General features: G+C 63.4%; 15 protein-coding genes and 1 pseudogene. 5 read left to right on the top strand and 11 right to left on the bottom strand.

Annotation, left to right across the window (positions count from 1 at the left end):
* Positions 1 to 98 precede the first annotated feature (98 nt).
* From PMI20_RS05290 to PMI20_RS05280, 3 genes are all read right to left on the bottom strand, one after another.
* Positions 99 to 701, bottom strand: a complete 603-nt coding sequence (locus tag PMI20_RS05290; RefSeq protein ID WP_007925931.1) for a DUF924 family protein — start codon at positions 699 to 701, stop codon at positions 99 to 101.
* 3 nt (positions 702 to 704) lie between these two features.
* Positions 705 to 1,715: a class 1 fructose-bisphosphatase gene (locus PMI20_RS05285; RefSeq protein ID WP_007925933.1), complete on the bottom strand. Its 1,011-nt coding sequence runs from the start codon at positions 1,713 to 1,715 to the stop codon at positions 705 to 707.
* A gap of 197 nt (positions 1,716 to 1,912) precedes the next feature.
* Positions 1,913 to 4,363 carry a glycogen/starch/alpha-glucan phosphorylase gene (locus PMI20_RS05280; protein WP_007925935.1) on the bottom strand — a complete coding sequence of 817 codons (2,451 nt, stop codon included), beginning with the start codon at positions 4,361 to 4,363 and terminating at the stop codon, positions 1,913 to 1,915.
* A gap of 265 nt (positions 4,364 to 4,628) precedes the next feature.
* Here PMI20_RS05280 and PMI20_RS05275 point away from each other — a divergent pair, with 265 nt between their 5' ends.
* Positions 4,629 to 5,072: a YkgJ family cysteine cluster protein gene (locus PMI20_RS05275; protein WP_023970087.1), complete on the top strand. Its 444-nt coding sequence runs from the start codon at positions 4,629 to 4,631 to the stop codon at positions 5,070 to 5,072.
* 269 nt (positions 5,073 to 5,341) lie between these two features.
* On the opposite strand, the gene typA is transcribed toward PMI20_RS05275, so the two are convergent.
* Positions 5,342 to 7,162, bottom strand: a complete 1,821-nt coding sequence (gene typA, locus PMI20_RS05270) for a translational GTPase TypA (RefSeq protein WP_009041779.1) — start codon at positions 7,160 to 7,162, stop codon at positions 5,342 to 5,344.
* Between the two features lie 139 nt (positions 7,163 to 7,301).
* The gene (gene thiI, locus PMI20_RS05265; protein WP_007929954.1) at positions 7,302 to 8,756 is read right to left on the bottom strand and encodes a tRNA uracil 4-sulfurtransferase ThiI; all 1,455 of its coding nucleotides are present in this window, start codon (positions 8,754 to 8,756) and stop codon (positions 7,302 to 7,304) included.
* A 330-nt stretch (positions 8,757 to 9,086) separates the two neighbouring features.
* On the opposite strand from thiI, the gene glnA reads away from it, so the two are divergent.
* From glnA to PMI20_RS05245, 4 genes are all read left to right on the top strand, one after another.
* On the top strand, positions 9,087 to 10,493 hold the full coding sequence (glnA, locus tag PMI20_RS05260; RefSeq protein ID WP_007929953.1) for a glutamate--ammonia ligase: 1,407 nt from the start codon (positions 9,087 to 9,089) through the stop codon (positions 10,491 to 10,493).
* Positions 10,494 to 10,668: 175 nt separating this feature from the next.
* Positions 10,669 to 12,702 (top strand): toxin-antitoxin system YwqK family antitoxin, encoded by a 2,034-nt coding sequence (locus tag PMI20_RS05255; RefSeq protein WP_007929952.1) that lies wholly within the window; start codon positions 10,669 to 10,671, stop codon positions 12,700 to 12,702.
* An 86-nt stretch (positions 12,703 to 12,788) separates the two neighbouring features.
* The gene (locus PMI20_RS05250; protein WP_007929951.1) at positions 12,789 to 13,331 is read left to right on the top strand and encodes a chorismate mutase; all 543 of its coding nucleotides are present in this window, start codon (positions 12,789 to 12,791) and stop codon (positions 13,329 to 13,331) included.
* An 88-nt stretch (positions 13,332 to 13,419) separates the two neighbouring features.
* Complete coding sequence (locus PMI20_RS05245) at positions 13,420 to 13,935, top strand: DUF4124 domain-containing protein (RefSeq protein WP_007929950.1); 516 nt, start codon at positions 13,420 to 13,422, stop codon at positions 13,933 to 13,935.
* Here the strand turns inward: PMI20_RS05245 and PMI20_RS05240 are convergent.
* The 6 genes and pseudogenes from PMI20_RS05240 to PMI20_RS05215 all read right to left on the bottom strand — a co-directional run.
* Positions 13,907 to 14,164 (bottom strand): annotated as a pseudogene (locus PMI20_RS05240) (methylated-DNA--[protein]-cysteine S-methyltransferase); the annotation flags it as partial. The gene PMI20_RS05245 and the pseudogene PMI20_RS05240 sit on opposite strands and share 29 nt — an antisense overlap.
* A 27-nt stretch (positions 14,165 to 14,191) precedes the next feature.
* Positions 14,192 to 15,394, bottom strand: a complete 1,203-nt coding sequence (locus tag PMI20_RS05235) for a 3-oxoadipyl-CoA thiolase (protein WP_007929949.1) — start codon at positions 15,392 to 15,394, stop codon at positions 14,192 to 14,194.
* Positions 15,395 to 15,429: 35 nt separating this feature from the next.
* Positions 15,430 to 16,956: a 3-hydroxyacyl-CoA dehydrogenase gene (locus tag PMI20_RS05230; RefSeq protein WP_007929948.1), complete on the bottom strand. Its 1,527-nt coding sequence runs from the start codon at positions 16,954 to 16,956 to the stop codon at positions 15,430 to 15,432.
* Positions 16,953 to 17,747 carry an enoyl-CoA hydratase gene (locus tag PMI20_RS05225; RefSeq protein ID WP_007929947.1) on the bottom strand — a complete coding sequence of 265 codons (795 nt, stop codon included), beginning with the start codon at positions 17,745 to 17,747 and terminating at the stop codon, positions 16,953 to 16,955. The genes PMI20_RS05230 and PMI20_RS05225 overlap by 4 nt, the downstream gene beginning before the upstream one ends.
* Before the next feature lie 71 nt (positions 17,748 to 17,818).
* Complete coding sequence (locus tag PMI20_RS05220) at positions 17,819 to 19,006, bottom strand: CaiB/BaiF CoA transferase family protein (protein ID WP_007929946.1); 1,188 nt, start codon at positions 19,004 to 19,006, stop codon at positions 17,819 to 17,821.
* A 32-nt stretch (positions 19,007 to 19,038) separates the two neighbouring features.
* Positions 19,039 to 20,760, bottom strand: coding sequence for an acyl-CoA dehydrogenase family protein (locus PMI20_RS05215; RefSeq protein ID WP_007929945.1), 1,722 nt, complete (start codon positions 20,758 to 20,760; stop codon positions 19,039 to 19,041).
* Between the last annotated feature and the right edge of the window lie 100 nt (positions 20,761 to 20,860).

Genomic DNA, 20,860 nt, shown 5'->3' with positions numbered 1-20,860 from the left:
CGGGCAATCGAGCGTCGACCGGCCGCTCCGACAGAAGAACCCAAGCATCCTTAGGAGCGAGGCTTGCCCGCGATAGCTTTTGATGCCACGCAGCAGATTTAGAAGCTGGAACCCGGCTCGCGCAGGAATGCCAGTTCCTCCGGCGTCGATTCACGCTCGAGAATCTGGTTGCGATGAGGGAAGCGCCCGAAGCGGGCGATGATTTTCTGATGCCGTTCGGCGTAGTCCAGCAGATCGGCGAACACCGGTTGGTCGGCCAGCGGCTGCTCGTCGTGCAAGGCGGCGAACCTGGAGATCGCTTCGTTCTGCACCGCCAGGTTCTCGCAATGCTCGAACACCAGGTAGACGAAGCTGCGTTGCATCGGCGCCAACTGGCGGTCGAAATCCGCGGCAATACCCTGGGCCACCAGCGCCTGGGCACGTAGATCGCCGGCAAAGCTCTTGGGGGTTTCGCGATACAGCATGCGCGGCAGCTGGTCGAGCAGCAGCACCAGGGCCAGCCAACCTTGCGGGCGTTGCGCCCACTCGGTCAACCCGCCGGCCAAGGCCTGCTCCACCAGATCCCCGAAACGCTCGCGTGCCTCGAGGTCCTGGCTGTCGCGCTTGCCAAACCACAGCCTGCCCTTTTCAGCCTTGATATCCGCGGGTTTCTCGGCCGAACCGAACCACCAGTCGAGCAAGGGCTGCCAGGGCGCGACCATGGGTTATTCCTTGTGGTAGGCGGTGACGCGGGCGACTTCTTCCTTCGAGCCGAGGAACACCGCTACGCGCTGGTGCAGGCCTTCAGGCTGGATGTCGAGAATGCGCTGGTGACCGTCGGTGGAAGCGCCGCCCGCCTGTTCCACCAGGAACGACATCGGGTTGGCTTCGTACATCAGGCGCAGCTTGCCCGGCTTGGATGGCTCGCGGCTGTCGCGTGGGTACATGAACAGGCCACCGCGGGTCAGGATGCGGTGCACGTCGGCGACCATCGCGGCCACCCAGCGCATGTTGTAGTTCTTGTTCAGCGGGCCTTCTTCGCCTGCCAGCAATTCGCTCACGTAACGCTGCACCGGCGCTTCCCAGTGACGCTGGTTGGACATGTTGATGGCGAATTCCTGGGTGCTTTCAGGAATGGTGATGTCTTCGTGGGTCAGCACGAAGCTGCCCATTTCACGGTCCAGGGTGAAGCCCTTGACGCCGTCGCCCAGGGTCAGCACCAGCATGGTCTGCGGGCCGTAGATGGCGTAACCGGCGGCAACCTGCTGAGTGCCTGGCTGCAGGAAGGCCTTTTCATTGAGCGGTTCGTTCTGGCTCAGGTATTCGTTCGGGCAACGCAATACCGAGAAGATCGTGCCGACCGGGGCGTTGATGTCGATGTTCGACGAGCCGTCCAGCGGGTCGAATACCAGCAGGTACGCGCCTTTCGGGTATTTGCCCGGGATTTGGTAGGCATTGTCCATTTCCTCGGACGCCATGCCGGCCAGGTGACCGCCCCATTCGTTGGCTTCGAGCAGGATCTCGTTGGAGAGCACGTCGAGCTTCTTCTGCACTTCGCCTTGGACGTTTTCAGTGCCCATGCTGCCCAGAACACCGCCCAGGGCGCCTTTGGACACGGCATGGCTGATCTCCTTGCAGGCACGCGCCACCACTTCGATCAGGAAGCGCAGATCGGCAGGAGTGTTGTTGCTGCGGGTCTGCTCAATCAAATAGCGACTCAGGGTAACGCGGGACATGGACGGCTCCGGAGGAATGGGGGGCTAAAAACCCGCGCAGTTTAACGCGAGTCGGGGTGCATTTCCTCCTATGAGACGAGATCCGCCACAGAGAGTTCATGCATGGGGTTGAGCGTAGCCCGAAATCCGATCCGTAGCCGTTGGCGCAGGCTGCGATAGCCTGCGCCCTTTAGACGCTACGGGGACCGCCGAGCGGCCTATTCCAGAGCCTTCCAGATCTGTGTGGCGTACTCGCGAATGGTCCGGTCCGAAGAGAACCAGCCCATGCGTGCGCTGTTGAGCACCGCCGAACGCCACCACTGATTGCTGTCGCGCCAGCGCTCTTCGACATGCAACTGGGCATTCCAGTAGGAGTCGAAATCGGCGCACACATGGAAGCGGTCATAGTCGACCAGCGAATCGATCAGCCCGGAGTAACGGGCCGGATCGTCCGGCGAAAATACCCCGCCACGAATCGCCTGCAGCACATCGTTGAGACGATGGGAGGCGGCGATGTCCGGCACCGCGCTGAATTCGCCATTGCGTTTACGTGCCTCCACCTGCTGGGCGCTGAGGCCGAAGATGAACATGTGCTCGGCGCCGACCCGCTCGCACATCTCGACGTTGGCGCCGTCCAGGGTGCCGATGGTCAGCGCGCCATTGAGGCCGAACTTCATGTTGCTGGTGCCCGAGGCCTCGAAACCGGCGGTGGAAATCTGCTCCGACAGGTCCGCCGCCGGGATGATGCTTTCGGCCAGGCTGACGTTGTAATTGGGCAAGAACACCACCTTGAGCAGGCCGCGCACGGTCGGGTCGTTGTTCACCGTGCGGGCGATGTCGTTGCTCAGCTTGATGATCAGTTTGGCCTGGTGGTAACTGGCCGCGGCCTTGCCGGCGAAGATCTTCACCCGCGGTACCCAGTCGATTTCCGGCTCGGCGCGAATCGCCTGGTACAGCGCCACCGTGTGCATCAGGTTGAGCAGTTGGCGCTTGTACTCATGGATCCGTTTGACCTGGACGTCGAACAGCGCCGCCGGATTGACCGCGATGCCCAGACGCTCATGGATGATCGCCGCCAGCGCGCGCTTGCTGTGCAGGCGCTGTTCGGCGAACTGCTTGCGAAAGGCCGGCTTCTCGGCGAAGGGTTCGAGCTTGAGCAACAGCTCCTCGGGGTTGTCCAGCAGCTCCGGGCCCACGGCTTCGACCAGCATCGCCGTCAGCTTGGGGTTGGCCTGGTACAGCCAGCGGCGGAAGGTGATGCCGTTGGTCTTGTTGTTGATCCGCTCCGGATACAGCTTGTGCAGCTCGGAAAACACCGTGCTGCGCATCAGTTGGGTGTGCAGGCCAGACACGCCGTTGACGCTATGGGAACCGAGAAACGCCAGGTTGCCCATGCGCACCCGGCGGCCGTTGTCTTCTTCAATCAGCGACACCGCGCGCAGCACGTCGAAGTCGTGGATGCCCTTGGCCCGCAGCGAATCGATGTGCTGGGCGTTGATCAGGTAAATGATCTGCATGTGCCGCGGCAGCATGCGTTCCATCAGGCCCACCGGCCAGGTTTCCAGGGCCTCGGGCAGCAGCGTGTGGTTGGTGTAGGCCAGGGTCTCGACGGTGATCTGCCAGGCCGCTTCCCAGGCGATGCCGTGCAGGTCCACCAGCTGGCGCATCAGTTCGGCCACGGCAATCGACGGGTGCGTGTCGTTGAGCTGGATCGCCGCATGCTCGCCGAGGCTGAGCACCGAATCGTGCATGTTCTTGTGTCGGCGCAGCAGATCCTGCAAGGACGCGGAGACAAAGAAGTATTCCTGGCGCAGGCGCAGTTCCTGGCCGGCTTCGGTACTGTCCGCCGGGTAGAGCACCCGGGAGATACTCTCGGCCCGGGCCACCTCGGCCACCGCGCCCAGGTGGTCGCCGGCGTTGAAGCGTTCCAGGTGCAGGTCTTCCATGGCCCGGGCGCGCCACAGGCGCAAGGTGTTGACGCTGGCGCCGCGCCAGCCGACCACCGGGGTGTCGTAGGCCACCGCGCGCACGGTTTCCGCCGGCCACCAGACCTGCCGGGCGTGGCCAGCCTCGTCGGTGACGGTCTCGACGCTGCCGCCGAAGCCGATCGAATAGATCACTTCGGGGCGCTCGAACTCCCAGGGGTTGCCGAAGTCCAGCCAGTGCTCGGTCTGCTCCTGCTGCCAACCATCGACGATGGCCTGGCGGAACAAACCGTGTTCATAACGAATGCCGTAGCCGTGGCCAGCGATGCCCAGGGTCGACATGCTTTCCATGAAGCACGCCGCCAGGCGGCCGAGGCCACCGTTGCCCAGCGCCGCATCCGGCTCCAGCAGGCGGATGCGTTCCATATCGACGCCCAGGTCGTTCAGCGCATCGCGCGCTACGTCCAGCAGCCCGAGGTTGCTCAGGCTGTCGTAGAGCAGGCGACCGATGAGGAACTCCAGGGACAGGTAGTAAACGCGTTTCTGGCCCTTGCGGTAGATCTGCCGCGTATGGTCCATCCAGTGCTCGACCATGTGATCGCGCGCCGCCAGGGCGATGGCTTCGAACCAGTCATGGTCGAAGGCGTGGTCCGGGTCTTTGCCCACCGCGTAGGTGAGTTTGGTCAGGACGGCGTCGCGAAAAGCGGCCACCTCAGCGTCACGAACTTGCAGTTCCTGAGTCATGAATACGACCTCGAGCGAGATAGACAGTGAGCATGGAATTGTCTGAGCCTAGTCGGTCTGACAGGAGCCAAAGACTCTGGTTCGGTGCGTCTTGCGATTGCCCGAGCAGAGGCGGCGTCTCCCGCGGCAGCTGGCAAAAATGATGCAGATGCCGTGCCGACCCTCGCACTCCCCTTGGGCAGGCGCAAATTCCGTTAAATGGTTGTTCAAAAATCCACCAGTACCGGTATGATCGCGCGCCCTGATACACACGCTGGAAACAAGCCTGATGAAGTCCAACCTGATCGCCGCCGCGGAAATCGACCGACTCGATACCTGGGCCAAGTATTCCGCGCCCATGTGCGGCTCCTGCATGTCCAGCTGCTGCACCCTGCCGGTGGAGGTCAAGATCAAGGATCTGATCCGCATCGGCATCGTCGACGAATTCGAACGCGGCGAGCCGGCGAAGAACATCGCCAAGCGCCTGCAGAAGGAAGGCATCGTCGAGCGCTACAACCAGAAGTCCGAGATCTTCACCCTGCAGCGCATGAGTAACAACGACTGCCTGTATCTGGATCGTAAGAGCCGCCTGTGCACCATTTATGACAAGCGCCCGGACACCTGCCGCAACCACCCGAAGATCGGCCCGCGCCCAGGCTATTGCGCGTACAAGCCCAAGCCGGTGGAGCGCCCGACCAACACCAGCAGCCGGACCCTGGAACGCTTCTGAGCCTCGACCTGCGCCTGCAACCCCGTTCCCCGCGTAACCCTGCCGCCCTGTAGCCGCTGCCGAGCCTTGGCGAGGCTGCGATCGGCTGCAAAGCAGCCGCAATCCGGGCCACCGCAGAGTTTCAGATCTACCGCTTGACGACCGCTACGCGGCCGATCGCAGCCTCGCAGGCTCGGCAGCGGCTACAGGACCCGAGCTTTTTCACAGACCAAAAAAAACGCCCCCGGCCTTTCGACCGGGGGCGTTTTCATTCAACCTGAACTAAAGGATCAGTTCTTGGCTTTCTTGGCAGCGCGGGTACGCTCGCCTTCGTCCAGGATCTTCTTGCGAAGACGGATGGACTTAGGAGTCACTTCGCACAGTTCATCGTCCTGGATGAATTCCAGAGCCTGTTCCAGGGTGAAACGAACCGGCGGAACCAGGGCGATGGTTTCGTCCTTGCCCGAAGCACGCATGTTGTCGAGCTTCTTGCCTTTGGTTGGGTTCACACCCAGGTCGTTGTCACGGCTGTTCAGACCAACGATCTGACCGTTGTAGATTTCCTGGCCGTGCTCGACGAACAGCTTGCCGCGCGCCTGCAGGGTTTCCAGGGAGTAGGTCAGGGCCTTGCCAGTCTCGACCGAAACCAGTACGCCGTTCTGACGACCGGACATGTGGCCGGACTTCATCGGAGCGTAGCGATCGAAGATCGAGGTCAGGATGCCTGCACCGTTGGTCAGGGTCAGGAACTGGTTACGGAAACCGATCAGACCACGGGCTGGAATGTTGTATTCCAGGCGTACACGGCCCTTGCCATCCGGAACCATGTTGCTCAGGTCGCCCTTACGCAGACCCATTTCTTCCATGACCTTGCCCTGGGATTCTTCAGGGATGTCGATGGTGACGTTTTCGAACGGTTCCTGCTTCACGCCGTCGACTTCACGGATGATCACTTCAGGACGGCCAACGCCCATTTCGAAACCTTCGCGACGCATGGTTTCGATCAGTACCGACAGGTGCAGCTCACCACGGCCGGAAACCTTGAACTTGTCGGCCGAGTCGCCTTCTTCAACGCGCAGTGCAACGTTGTACAGCAGCTCTTTGTCCAGACGTTCCTTGATGTTACGGCTGGTCACGAACTTGCCTTCTTTACCGCAGAATGGCGAGTCGTTGACCTGGAAGGTCATGGAAACGGTCGGCTCGTCGACGGTCAGCGGCTTCATCGCTTCGACAGCGGTCGGATCGCACAGGGTGTCGGAGATGAACAGCTCGTCGAAACCGCTGATGCAGACGATGTCGCCGGCAGCGGCTTCTTCAACGTCCACACGGTGCAGACCGTGGTGACCCATCAGCTTCAGGATACGGCCGTTGCGCTTCTTGCCGTCGACGTCGATAGCGACGACCGGGGTGTTCGGCTTGACGCGACCGCGAGCGATACGGCCAACACCGATCACACCCAGGAAGCTGTTGTAGTCCAGAGCCGAGATCTGCATCTGGAACGGACCGTCACGGTCAACGGCCGGAGCCGGAACGTTGTCGACGATCGACTGGTACAGCGGGGTCATGTCTTCGGCCATGTCGGTGTGGTCCAGACCGGCAATACCGTTCAGGGCCGAGGCGTAGACGACTTTGAAGTCCAGCTGCTCTTCGGTGGCGCCCAGGTTGTCGAACAGGTCGAAGATCTGGTCCAGAACCCAGTCAGGACGCGCGCCTGGACGGTCGACCTTGTTGATGACCACGATCGGACGCAGGCCGGCTTCGAACGCCTTCTTGGTCACGAAACGGGTTTGCGGCATAGGGCCGTCTTGAGCGTCGACCAGCAGCAGAACGGAGTCGACCATCGACATTACGCGTTCAACTTCACCACCGAAGTCGGCGTGGCCCGGGGTGTCCACGATGTTGATGTGGTAGCCGTTCCAGTTGATGGCGGTGTTTTTCGCCAGGATGGTAATACCGCGCTCTTTTTCCTGGTCGTTGGAGTCCATCACGCGCTCGTCGTTGAGCTCGTTGCGCTCCAGGGTGCCGGATTGACGCAGGAGTTTGTCTACCAGGGTGGTTTTACCGTGGTCAACGTGAGCAATGATGGCGATGTTGCGTAGATTTTCGATCACTTGTGTATCTCGATCAGAGGATTCGGTGTGCTGACAACTGCTGGCAGCGATTAACAATAGAGTCCGGCAAGGCCGTTACAGCTTGACGGTGGCGTCGGGGGGCCGGTGACGCAAGCCACAGGCAAACAGCCCCGGGCACTTAGCTCGGTCTATAAACGCGCACATTGGCATGTCCCTCACTGAGCAGATGGTGAGCATGCAGGCGACTCATGACGCCTTTGTCGCAATACAGCAGGTACTGGCGAGTAGGGTCCAGTTCCTTGAAGCGTGCATTCAATGCATAGAACGGCAGCGCTTTTATCTCGATGCCAGAAAGTGTCAGCGGGTCGTCTTCCTGAGCATCCGGATGACGGATGTCGATCACGATCTGGCCCGCCAGCGCCTCGCTGACTTCTTCGATCTGCAAATCCTGGCCCAGTTCGTCGATCACCCGATCGATCGGCACCAGTTTGGCCCGCTCGATCGCACGCTCGAGCACCGCCATGTCGAATTCTTTCTCTTCATGCTCCACGCGATGGCGCTTGGCATGGGTCTTGGGGTTCACCGAGATGACCCCGCAGTACTCCGGCATGTGCTTGGCGAAATCGGCGGTGCCGATTTCGTTGGCCAGGTCGATGATGTCCTGCTTGTGGCTGGCGATCAGCGGGCGCAGTACCAGCTTGTCGGTCACGCAATCGATGACCGAGAGGTTCGGCAGGGTCTGGCTCGACACCTGGGAAATCGCCTCGCCGGTGACCAGCGCGTCGATGTGCAAGCGGTCGGCGATGCTCGACGCGGCACGCAACATCATACGCTTCAAAATGACGCCCATATGACTGTTGTCGACTTTGCCGAGGATTTCGCCGAGCACTTCCTCGAACGGCACGCTGACAAACAGCACGCGCTGGGAGCTGCCGTACTTCTTCCAGATATAGTGCGCGACTTCCATCACGCCCAATTCGTGGGCACGCCCGCCCAGGTTGAAGAAGCAGAAGTGGCTCATCAGGCCGCGACGCATGATCTGGTAGGCCGCCACCGTGGAATCGAAACCGCCGGACATCAAAACCAGGGTCTGCTCCAGGGCGCCCAGCGGGTAACCGCCGATGCTGTTGTGCTGGCTGTGGATCACGAACAACCGTTGGTCGCGAATTTCCATCCGCACTTCGATTTCCGGCTCTTTCAGGGAAATCCCGGCGGCGCCGCACTGTCGGCGCAGCTGGCTGCCGACGTATTTCTCCACGTCCATGGAGCTGAATTCATGCTTGCCGGCACGCTTGCAGCGCACGGCGAAAACTTTCCCCGACAGCGCCTCGCCAAAGTGCTGCTTGCACTTGGCGACGATGTCGTCGAAGTCGCCCAACGGGTACTCATCGACCTGCAGGAAATGCGCGATGCCCGGCATGCAGCTCAGGCGCTCGGTCATCTCCTTCAAGGCTTTCGGCTCGCTGACGGCGGTTTCCAGCTCGAGGTTGTCCCACACACCATTGACCACCACAGCCGGGTCCAGATCGCGGAGCACGGCACGGATGTTCTTGGCCAGCTGACGGATGAAACGCGTCCGTACCGGGCGGCTCTTGATGGTGATTTCCGGGAAAACTTTAACGATTAGTTTCATGAAAACAGCGCGCGCTGGGCCAGCCGAAAAAGGGGGGCGCGGATTATAGCGGAAATTGCTCAAGGTTTAACCAATTAATGTGCACTCGGTTTTTCGTGCACCAAAACAGGTCATGACCAGATAAAAACGCAACATTGCGGTGCGCCGGTTTGCCAATCTGGCCCAAATAGCGCCCGGAATGCGTGAGTTTGGGGCATAAAACCCAACTCGGGGCACTGGCATGCAATTTGCTCCCTTGTGAGGCAGGTTGCCATGGCAGAGTATCTGCGCCGGCATCACCCACATTCTAAGGGCACACCAACACTCGCCCGAAGCCACCCGGAGGACACTATGTCGAAGTCGGTTCAACTCATCAAAGATCATGACGTCAAATGGATTGATCTGCGCTTCACTGACACCAAAGGCACTCAGCACCACGTGACCATGCCGGCCCGTGATGCGCTGGATGACGATTTCTTCGAAATCGGCAAAATGTTCGACGGTTCCTCCATCGCTGGCTGGAAAGGCATCGAAGCCTCCGACATGATCCTGATGCCGGTTGACGAAACCGCCGTCCTGGACCCGTTCACCGAAGAGCCGACCCTGATCCTGGTCTGCGACATCATCGAACCTTCGACCATGCAGGGCTACGATCGCGACCCACGCGCCATCGCCAAGCGTGCCGAGGAGTACCTGAAGTCCACCGGTATCGGCGACACCGTATTCGTAGGTCCAGAGCCTGAGTTCTTCATCTTCGACGAAGTGAAGTTCAAGTCCGACATCTCCGGCTCCATGTTCAAGATCTTCTCCGAGCAAGGCTCGTGGATGTCCGACCAGGACGTGGAAGGCGGCAACAAAGGCCACCGTCCAGGCGTCAAGGGCGGCTACTTCCCGGTTCCTCCGTTCGACCACGACCACGAAATCCGTACCTCCATGTGTAATGCCATGGAAGAAATGGGCCTGGTCATCGAAGTTCACCACCACGAAGTGGCGACTGCCGGCCAGAACGAAATCGGCGTGAAGTTCAACACCCTGGTCAACAAGGGCGACGAAGTTCAGACCCTCAAGTACTGCGTACACAATGTGGCCGACGCCTACGGCCGCACCGCGACCTTCATGCCTAAGCCTCTGTACGGCGACAACGGCTCGGGTATGCACGTGCACATGTCCATCTCCAAAGATGGCAAGAACACCTTCGCTGGCGAAGGTTATGCCGGCCTGTCCGACACCGCCCTGTACTTCATCGGCGGCATCATCAAGCACGGTAAGGCCCTGAACGGTTTCACCAACCCTTCGACCAACTCCTACAAGCGTCTGGTCCCAGGCTTCGAAGCTCCGGTCATGCTGGCCTACTCGGCTCGCAACCGTTCCGCTTCGATCCGTATCCCTTACGTGTCGAGCCCTAAAGCCCGCCGTATCGAAGCGCGCTTCCCGGATCCGGCTGCCAACCCATACCTGGCCTTCGCTGCCCTGCTGATGGCCGGCCTGGACGGTATCCAGAACAAGATCCACCCTGGCGACGCGGCTGACAAAAACCTGTACGACCTGCCGCCTGAAGAGGCGAAAGAGATCCCACAAGTTTGCGGCAGCCTGAAAGAAGCCCTGGAAGAGCTGGACAAAGGTCGTGCGTTCCTGACCAAAGGCGGCGTTTTCAGCGACGACTTCATCGACGCTTACATCGCCCTGAAAAGCGAAGAAGAAATCAAGGTCCGTACCTTCGTACACCCACTGGAATACGAGCTGTACTACAGCTGCTGATCCGGTAGCGCCGCCCCACGCGGCGTGACATGCTACGTAACAAGAAAAAAGGCCTCCCTCGGGAGGCCTTTTTTATTGCCCGCCCATCGCCCCGGAGCATTCCCCCGGGCTATTCATCCATGGATAATCCGCGCCTCTGGCGCCCTCTGTCCGGCGCCTCGACGAAGGGATTCGTATGCAGTGGACTCGTTCTCTCGGCCTGATCGCCTGCCTGGCGTTCGGCAGCACCCAGGCCGCTCCTTTCTATGCCGGCAAGTCACTGGCCCACCCGCTGATCACCGGCCTGGCGGAAAGCTCGGCGACCCTGGCCTTTATCAAGCAGGGCGGCGGCGTCAAAGGTTACTACTCGGTCGACCCGGACGAGAGCCAGCCGCAGCTGCTCGACGACTTCGGCGATGCAACCATCGAGTCGGTGTTCAACATCGCCCTGGACGATGAGTCCCTGACCCGCCTGGTGCTGTTCAAACAGCGCGGCCAATACCGCGTGCATGCCTATCGCTATAACGAAAGCGACCACCTCTACCAGCGCCTGGAAAAACTGCAACCCGCCCTGGAGCGCATCGCCAAAGACCGCAAGAAACTCGATGCCCCGACGGTGAAACAGGCCCTGCGCCAACTGACACCGCTGAACTACAGCTACTTCTACGAAGACTCGGGTATCGAGGAATTCGACCGGCTCGACCATTCGGCCGGCACCCTGGTGGGTTACTTCGACCAGAACGGGCAGCCCATCACCGCCCATCCGCCCGGAGCTGAGCAGTACAGCTACAAAAAGACCTTTGCCGAAAAGGACGGACGCTTTCTCACCGCCACCTACTGGCGCGGCGAAACGCCTGCGCTGGAGGGCGAGCCCCTGCTGTACAACTACCGGGCCAGCCGCATCGCCTGGGAAACCGAACCGCGGCGCTTTACTGGCAGCGAGGACGGGGCCTGCGTGGAATACTCCGACTCCGGCGGTGCCGTCGCCGCCCAGGGTGCCTATGCCCACGGCCAACGCACCGGCGAATGGAGTTTTTCCAGCCCGGACTATGGCTGGACCCACGGCCGTTTTGTCGATGGCAAGCGCCAGGGGCAGTGGACCGAAACCTACCGCTGGCAATCCGCAACGGGCGAGTATCGGGACGATCTGCGTGAGGGACGCTGGGTGCTGTCCTACGACGAAGGAGGCGAATCCGCTGTCACTGGCTTCCAGACCTATGTCCATGGCGTGCTCAACGGTCCGAGCGAAGAGAAGGTGGACGGCTTCACCGAAAGCGGAAGCTACCGCAACGACAAACGCGAAGGGCCATGGGTTACCCAGGCAGGTCGCGGCAACTTCGAGAACGACCTGAAAAGCGGACCCTGGATACTCAAGACGGACAAGGGCCATAGCCAGAGCGTGAACTTCGTCGCCGATAAAAAAGAGGGCGAGTTGCGCGAAACCGACGCCAACGGCGTGCTGGTCCTGATCGAGCATTACCAGGCAGATGTGCTGTCCGGTACCCGCGAAGGCTATAGCCCCAGCGGCAACCTGCAGTACTCGCAGCAATATGAGAATGGCAAACGGGAAGGTCGCTCACTGGGTTACAGCGAAGACGGCAAGCTGATCAGCGATATTTCCTGGCACAACGATCGGTACGAAGGCCCTCACCTGACCTTCCTGCGCGACGGGACGCCGGCCACGGTCGGGCGCTTCGAGGGAGGGCGCTTTGTCGGCCTGATGAAACAATACGATCAGGACGAAGTGCTTTATGAAGAAGCCAACTGGTGCCGCTTCGACAAGCTCGGCTCAACCGTCGAACGCTGCGGAAAACAACGGCGGTTCACCCACGGAAAGCTGTCCTGGGAAACGGACTTTCTCTTTGGCAGCCCCCAAGGCTCCATCGAGTACAACTATGAAACAGGCCAAAAGATCCGCGAGAAGATCATCGGCGACAATGACCAGATCACTCAGCGCACCTACTACGACAATGGGCAGGTCGAGTGCCAGAAAAACTCGGTGGGTTTCACCTGGATGACCATCAACCAGCAACAAGTGAAAAGTCATGAGTCCAACGGCCAACTGGTCGGCGAACAGCTGTGCTATCACCGCAACGGCGCGATCAAGAGCCGCGAGCTGATCGACAACGGCTTGAGCGCCTGCCGGATCGTCTATGACGAAAGCGGCCAGCGACTCTCTTCCAGCCCGACCAATTGCGGGGCGCCCGCGACTGCCGCGGCCGACCAATGAACCACCTTGCACCCGGCGCTTGCCAGGCACTGCGGTTTTGCGTGCATCATGGCCGCCGACTTGTCCCCAAGAAGCCGAGACTGCCCATGACTTCGCGATTCTGCCTTGCCCTGTTGACCCTGTTGCTGGCCGGTAATGCCTGCGCCGCCCCCGCCACCCTCGGCCCTCTGCTGGCCACCCTCGAAGAACGCCTGGCCATTGCCGACCAAGTGGCCCTGAGCAAATGGGACAGCCACAAACCGGTGGAAGACCGCCCGCGCGAGCGTGAGGTGATTGCCGGCGCGGTGGCCCAGGCGCCGGCCTACAAACTCGACGGCGCGGCGGTGGAGCAGTTCTTCGCCGCGCAGATCGAGGCCAACAAGCTGGTGCAGTACGCCCATCTGTCCGAATGGACCTTGCAAGGCCAGGCGCCGGACACGCCGCGCCCGGACCTGGTGGGGCAGATCCGCCCGCAACTCGACCGGTTACAAAAACGCCTGCTGCAGCAACTGGCGGATTTCAGCCCCTACCGCAACGACCCGCAGTGCCCGCAATGGCTGGCCCAGGCCACCCACGGCGGCGACCGCCCGGCGCTGCGCCAACTGGCGCTGGTCCGCGCCACCGCCGAGCTTTGTATGTCCAAAGGTTGAAGTGACGAACCTGGGCCCGGTTCGCGGCTCTATGCTGGAGGCAGTTTCATCTTTGCAGCCGCCGACCCAAGCGCCCAGGAAAGCCGCCATGCGTGTGCACTGTCTCTACCTGCTGTTGCTGACCGCCCTGCCGGTCGCCGCGCAGATCTACCGCTACACCGACGCCCACGGCAATACCGCCTACAGCGATCAGCCGCCGGCCGACGTGCCTGGTCAGGCCGTCGAGCTGGCGCCGCTGAATCGCATTGAGGCACCCCGGCCGACCACACCGCCCGGCGTCGAGCCAGTGCAAACACCTCCCTCCAGCGCACTGGCCTACACCACCCTGGAGCTGAGCGGCGTACCGAACGGCGGAGTGATCCGCGCCAACAACGGCTCCTTCAATGTCGAGGTCCGCCTGCAACCGTCCCTGCACAACGAACATCGCCTGCGCCTGCTGCTGGACGACCAACCCTATGGCCAGCCCGGCAACCTGCCGAGCCTGCAACTGGTGAACATCGACCGCGGCGAGCACCGCCTGGCGGTGCAGGTGCTCGATGGCGAGCGGGTGGTGCAGCAAAGTCCGACGCTGACCTTCACCCTGCAACGGGTTCATCGGCCCTGAGGTTTTGGCGCGCCGAAATCTGCGGGTACAGGCGCCGCTCATGCTCAAGTAACCAACGTTTGCGCCAGAGCCCGCCGCCATAACCGGTGAGCGAACCGTCGGAACCTATCACCCGGTGACAGGCAATCACGATGGCGATCTGATTGGCGCCATTGGCCCGGGCCACGGCCCGCACGGCGGAGGCCGAACCGATGCTGCTCGCCACCTCGGCATAACTATGGCTAGTGCCCGGAGTGAAACAACGCCGAGCGGTAGATCAGGCGCGCTCGATCACCATGGCCACACCCTGGCCCACGCCCACGCACAGGCTGACCACGGCGTAACGCTGGTGGTTGCGTTGCAGGGTACGGCAGGCGCTCAACACCAGCCGGGCCCCGGACGCGCCCAGTGGGTGGCCGATGGCGATGGCGCCGCCATTGGGGTTGACCCGCGGATCGTCGAAATCCAGGTCCAGGGCCTTGAGGCAAGCCAGCACCTGTGGCGCGAATGCCTCGTTGATCTCGATCAGGTCGAGCTGCTCCAGGCCGATGCGGGCCCGCTGCAGCGCCAGCAGAATCGCCCTGTGCGGGCCGATACCCATGAACTGCGGCTCCACGCCGACCGACGCCGACGAGAGGATGCGCGCCATGGGCGCGACCCCATGTTCCCTCCCGATCTCACGGCTGCCGAGCAGCAACACCGCCGCGCCATCGTTGATCCCCGAAGCGTTGCCGGCGGTCACCACGCCCTCCGCGAACAGCGTCGGCAAGCGCGACAGGGCCGCCAGGTCGGAGCGAGGGCGCGGGTGTTCGTCATCGCAGACGGTCAAGGCCGGGCCCTTGCGCCCGGCCGCCAGCTCGACGGCCATGATCTCTCCGTCCAGCACTCCGGCCTGCAAGGCCGCCTGGTAGCGCGCCTGGGAAGCGGCGGCGAAGCGATCGGCGTCCTCGCGGCTGATGGCATAGAGTCGGGCCAGGTTATCGCCGGTCTCGGGCATGCTGTGGTTGCCGTAGCGTTCGACCAGCCGCGGGTTGGCGAAGCGTGCGCCAATGGTGCTGTCGGCCACCTCCTGGGTCCGGCTGTAGGCACTCTCGGCCTTGGCCATGATGAAGGGCGCCCGGGACATGCTCTCGACCCCGCCGGCCAGGTACAGTCGGCCCTCGCCGCAGGTGATCGCCCGGGCCGCGTCGATCACTGCCGACAGGCCGCTGGCACACAGGCGGTTGACCGTCTGCCCGGGCACGCGCCAAGGCAGCCCGGCGCTGAGCAAGGCATTGCGCGCCAGGTTGCGGCTATCCTCGCCGGCCTGGTTGGTACACCCGAGGATCACCTCTTCCAGCACCTCGGCCGGTAGCCCCGAGGTTTCCAGCAAACGCGCCAGCAAAGGCCCCACCAGGTCGTCCGGGCGCACGCTGGCGAGGCTGCCGCCATGCCGGCCGAAGGGGGTTCGCAAGCCGCTGTAGATATAGGCATCAAGCATGAAAGGACTCTCGCAGCAGTAGGGATCGGCAGGCCTCAGGCCGGCAGCGGGTTTTCCGGCTGGCGCAGGGACAGGCCCAGCAGGGCCCGACGGCGCAACCAGCCGCTGGGGCGATAACGCGCGTCGCCCGTGAGGGCGTGCAGGCGCTCGAGGATCTGCAGCAGGCGCTCGGGGCCCAGTTGGTCGCCCCACTCCAGCGGCCCCAGCGGATAGCCGAGACCCAGGCGTACCGCGGCGTCGATATCGGCCACCGAGGCGATGCCCTGCTGGGCGATGTCGCAGGCCAGGTTGACGATGGACGCCAGGGTGCGCTGGACGATGAAGCCGCAGCTGTCGCGGATCAGCGTCACCGTGCCGCCGTCGGCGCTGAATAGTGTGTGGGCGGCGTGCTGCATGTCTTCACGGGTCGCCGGGTTGAGCATCAGGCAGCGCTGGCTGTCGAGCGCGGTCAGGGTGTCGATCGCCACGGTGCGCGACGGGTCCATGGCATGACGCAGGGCCGCTTCGCTGGCGTCATCGCCCAGTGGCGCCACCAGGCACAAGGCCGAGGTGGAAGGTCGCAGGCCGTTCTCGACCCGGGCCCCCAGGCGTTCGAGCAGGTCCAGCAGACGCAGCCGGCCGACCTCGTCGTCGGCGGCGATCCACACCGGCGGCAGCACCGCGCAAGAGGGCACGGCCTGTGGCGGGCGCCGCGTATCGCCTGGCTCGTCGTAGAGGTAGAAGCCCTGCCCGCTCTTGCGCCCCAGGTGCCCACCCGCCAGCATCAGCCGCAGCACGGGGTGAGGCCGATAACGCGGCTCCTCATAGAACTGCCGGTAGACCGACTCCATCACCGGCACGCTGACATCCAGGCCGATCAGGTCGAGCAGCTCGAACGGCCCCATGGCGAAACCGGCGCTGTCGCGCAGCAGCGCATCGATCCGCCATGCAGGGGCCACGCCCTCGCTGAGGATGCGCAACGCCTCGGTGCCAAAGGCCCGTCCGGCATGATTGACGATAAAGCCGGGAGAGTCCTTGGCCCGCGCCGGGTAGTAGCCAATGGCGCGGACCAGCTCCTGCAAGCGCGCGCCGACGCGGGTGGCAAGGCCGTCGATCACCTCGACAATGCGCATCCGCGGCACCGGATTAAAGAAGTGCAGCCCGGCGACGCGTTCCGGATAGCGGCACACCGAGGCAATCGCGGTGATCGACAGCGACGAGGTATTGCTCGCCAGGATCGCATCCGGGGCCAGCACCTCCTCCAGTTGCCGAAACAACTGCTGCTTGGCCGCCAGGTCCTCGACTATCGCCTCGATCACCAGTTGGCAGTCATGCAGCGCTTGCAGGCTGTCGACCACTTCCAGATTGAGCATGGCCGCCGCGGCGTCCTGCGGGGTGATGCGGGCCTTCTCGATCTGCTGGGCAAAGATCGTCGCCAGCTGCTCCCGGGCCGTGCCCGCGGCACCCGGGCGCACATCGAACAAAAATACCTTGAGCCCGGCCATGGCCATGACCTGGGCGATGCCCCGGCCCATGGCGCCGGTGCCGACCAGGCCGATGCGTTGCAATGGTTGTGTGGTCATTTCCCCTGGTACTCCGGTTTGCGTTTCTCAAGAAAGGCCTGCATGCCTTCGCGTTGGTCATGGGAGCCGAACAGCAGCTGGAACGCCTTGCGCTCCAGCACCAACGCCTGCTCCAACGGCAGGTCCATGCCGGCCAGCACCACCTCCTTGATCTGCGCCACGGCCAGCGGCGGCATGCCGGCGATGCTGGCGGCCAGGGCCAGGGCCCGCGGCAGGGTCTCGCTGTCCGCCACCACCTCGCTGACCAGGCCCAGGCGCAGCGCCTCGTCGGCCGGGACCTGGCAACCGGTAAGCAGCAGGCGCAGCGCCTGGAACTTGCCGATGGCGCGCAGCAGGCGCTGGGTGCCGCCCGCCCCGGGCATCACCCCGACCTTGATTTCCGGCTGGGCAAAACGCGCCGAGTGGCCGGCGACGATCAGGTCGCAATGCATCGCCAACTCACAGCCACCGCCCAGGGCGTAGCCATTCACCGCGGCGATGACCGGCTTGCGGCACGCCGAGATGGCTTGCCAGTGGCGCTCGGCATGCCGGGCATAGAGCTGCAGCGCGCTGGCGTTCACCAGCTCGCTGAGGTCGGCGCCGGCGGCAAACACCGTATCGCCGCCAGTGAGTACCACGACCCGGGTATCCGGGCAGGTGTCCAGACGGCGAAAGCGCTCGGCCAGCTCCTCGCGCAGCGCCATGTTCAGCGCGTTGAGCGCCTGCGGGCGGTTCAGCCGCAGCAGCGCCACGCCCGGTGCGGGGCGCTCCAGCAGGACCAGGGGTTGGGGGCTAACGGACTCGGGATTCATGGAGTCTCCTGATGCAGATAGGAACCTGAGAAGCGCGCCAGAGGCCCGGTCGGGACTCTGGGCGCAGCCCTTCACTCGCGGACGATGCCGTGCTCGAACAGGTTTTCGATCGTCTGGTTGTCGAGGCCCAGGCCTTCGAGAACCTCGCGGGTATTCGCGCCCAATGCCGGCGGAGCACTGCGATAGCTGGCCGGGGTCCGCGACAGCTTCACCGGCGAGCCGACGCCGCGGTAGTCGCCGATCTCCACCAACAGGCCGCGATGCCGGGTATGCGGGTGCGCGACCACCTTGTCGATCGAGGCAATCGAGCCGCAGGGCACGCCCAGGCGGATCAGCCGTTGCGCCAGGGCCGTGCCGTCGTGCTCGGCCAGGCGCGCCTCCAGCGCCTGCTTCAGCGCCTCGCGGTTGACCGAGCGACAGCCGTTGTCGGCAAAGCGCGGGTCGTCCAGCAAGGCGCCGGCGTCCAGCTGTTCGCACAACTTGGCGAACTGCCGGTCATTGCCGACCGCCAGGAAGATCGGCTCGGTGCCGGTGCGGTAACTGTCGTAGGGCGCGATATTCGGATGGGCGTTGCCGGTGCGCTGCGGGGTCTTGCCAGCGGCGAAATAGTTGGCCAGATGCGGGTGCAGCAGGGACACGCCGCAGTCGTACAGAGTGATGTCGAGGGACTGCCCCAGGCCGCTGCGGTGGCGTTCGTTGAGCGCCAGGAGAATCCCCGCCAGGGCATTCAGCCCGGTGACCATATCGACGATCGGCAGGCCGATGCGCAGCGGGCCGCTGTCGGCTTCGCCGTTCACGCTCATCAGCCCGGCCATCGCCTGGATCACCGCGTCGTAGCCGGGCAACCCGCCCAGCGGGCCGTCACTGCCAAAACCGGAAACCGCGCAGTGGATCAGGGTCGGGAAACGCTGGCTCAGCACCTCGGCATAACCGATGCCCCAACGCTCCAGGGTGCCGGGCTTGAAGTTCTCCATCAGCACGTCGGCGTCTTCCAGCAGGCGCATCAGCAGCTGGATGCCCGCGGGTCGGGACAGGTCCACGGCGATCCCCTGTTTGTTGCGGTTCACGCCCCTGAAATACGAAGCGTCGGCGCCCTCGAAAGGCGGGCCCCAGCCGCGGGTCTCGTCACCGCTCAGGGGCTCCAGCTTGATCACTTCGGCGCCGTGGTCGGCCAGGGCCTGGGAGCAGTAGGGTCCACCCAGCACGCGGCTGAGGTCGATGACTTTAAGGCCGGCCAGGGCCCCTTTTGAATGGTTCATGGCAATTCTCTGACAAAAATGGGCAAGGCCGTTCAGGCCGGCAACAGCTGCATCGCATCGGCTTTCGACAGCGCGCTTTCATTGGCCAGGAGCGTCAGCAGCTCAGGCTCAATCGATGCCTCCGGACGCAGCGGATCGCGGGGCAGCAGCTTGTGCTGGAGCAGCAGATGGGCCAGGGCCAGGCGCCGGTAATCGGGGGCCTGGCGGCTCGCTTCCCAGGCCATGAAGATCGCCGTGGCAGTGTGATAAAGGGCACTGCCGGCCAGGCGCACCTGGTCATCGCGGCGCTCTTGCGCGACCTTCTCGATGGCCACGACCGCACGTTGCAGGACCGTCTCGAACAGGCGCTGGCTGGCCGCCGGCAGGTCGGCCTCGGCGAGCAGGCCGGCGAGGTAGTGCCGCAGCGGCTCCAGGGCCTGCTCGCGGGTCACGGCGCGGGCGATGTCCAGCGCGACGATGTTGCTGGTGCCTTCCCAGATCGAGCCCAGGTGGGCATCGCGCACCAGCCGCGCATCGCTCCACTCCTCGATGTAGCCAACCCCGCCGCGTACTTCCATAGCGTCCCCGGTGACCCGGCGCGCATCGCGGCAGGCGCGGAACTTGATCAGCGGGGTGAGGATGCGCACGCACTTGCGCGCCGCCTCGTCGCCGGCATCGGCCTTGGGCAGCAGCGTGGCGATCTGCATGAACATCGAACGGGCCTGCTCGGCGGGCAGCATCATTTTCAGCAGCTGGCGCTGCATCAGCGGCATCTCGATCAGATGGCGGCCGAAGGCCCGGCGCTGGCGGGCGACATACAGCGCCTCGTTGACCCCGCGACGCATCAGCCCGGCGGCCCGCACCCCGTTGGACAGGCGCGACATGTTGATCATGTCGGCCATCTGCTGGAAGCCGCGGCCGACCTCACCGATCAGGTAGGCGGTGGCGCCGTCCAGGCTGATTTCACCGCTGGCCATGGAGCGGCTACCCAGCTTGTCCTTCAGGCGCAGGATCCGGTAGGCGTTGCGCGAGCCATCGGGGCAGACCTTCGGCAGCAGGAACAGGCTGACCCCCTTCATGCCCTCTGGAGCATCTTCCGGACGGGCCAGGACCATGGCCAGGTCGGCGTCCGGGTTGGAGCAGAACCACTTGTCGCCGAACAGCCGCCACTCGCCGTTCTCCAGGCGCGCGCGGGTTTCAGTGCGCGACACGTCGGAGCCGGCCGCCTGTTCGGTCATGAACATCGCGCCCTGGAACAAGCGGTCGAAATCCCGCGACACCAGGGACGGCAGGTAGCGCGCCACCAGCTCCGGCGAGCCGAACTTGCGCAAGGTACGGGTCAACGAGTCGGTCATGCTCACCGGGCAGCACAGGCCGAACTCGGCCTGCACGAAAAGGAAGGTCAGGGCGTACTTGACCAGCGGCAGCACCGGCTCGGCGCAATGACTCATGGAGGCCAGGCCCAGCTCGGCATAGGCGGCGCGCTCCAGGGCGATGAAATCCGGGTGCTTGTAAATGCTCTGCAGGTCTTCGCCACGGCGGGTGCGCGGCCGCAGTTGCGGCGGGTTCTTGTCCGCCGAGAGTGCCAGCACATCCAGCTCGCCACCGGCCCGCGCACCGAGCTGGCGCAGGCTCGGCAACCACTGGGCGTACAGTTGCGGCGCCAGGTAGACCTTGAGCAGGGCCGCCAGCCCGGCGTCGCAATCGAACAGGTTCAGGCCTCGGCTATCGGGGATATTCAGGGTGTCTTGGGCAGGTTCAGGCAGGGCAGTCATGGCGTCTCTCCAGGCTCTTGTGCCCCGAGACTAGAGTCGCCATCGATAAGTATCTAATACAAAATCAATCCACTACGATAAGAAAACCAGATCGTAAAGC

The organism is Pseudomonas sp. GM17 (assembly GCF_000282175.2).
GTDB classification, from domain to species: Bacteria; Pseudomonadota; Gammaproteobacteria; order Pseudomonadales; family Pseudomonadaceae; genus Aquipseudomonas; species Aquipseudomonas chlororaphis.
The sequence above is the reverse complement of the archived record's forward strand: the minus strand, read 5'-3'. Positions and strand labels throughout refer to the sequence as shown.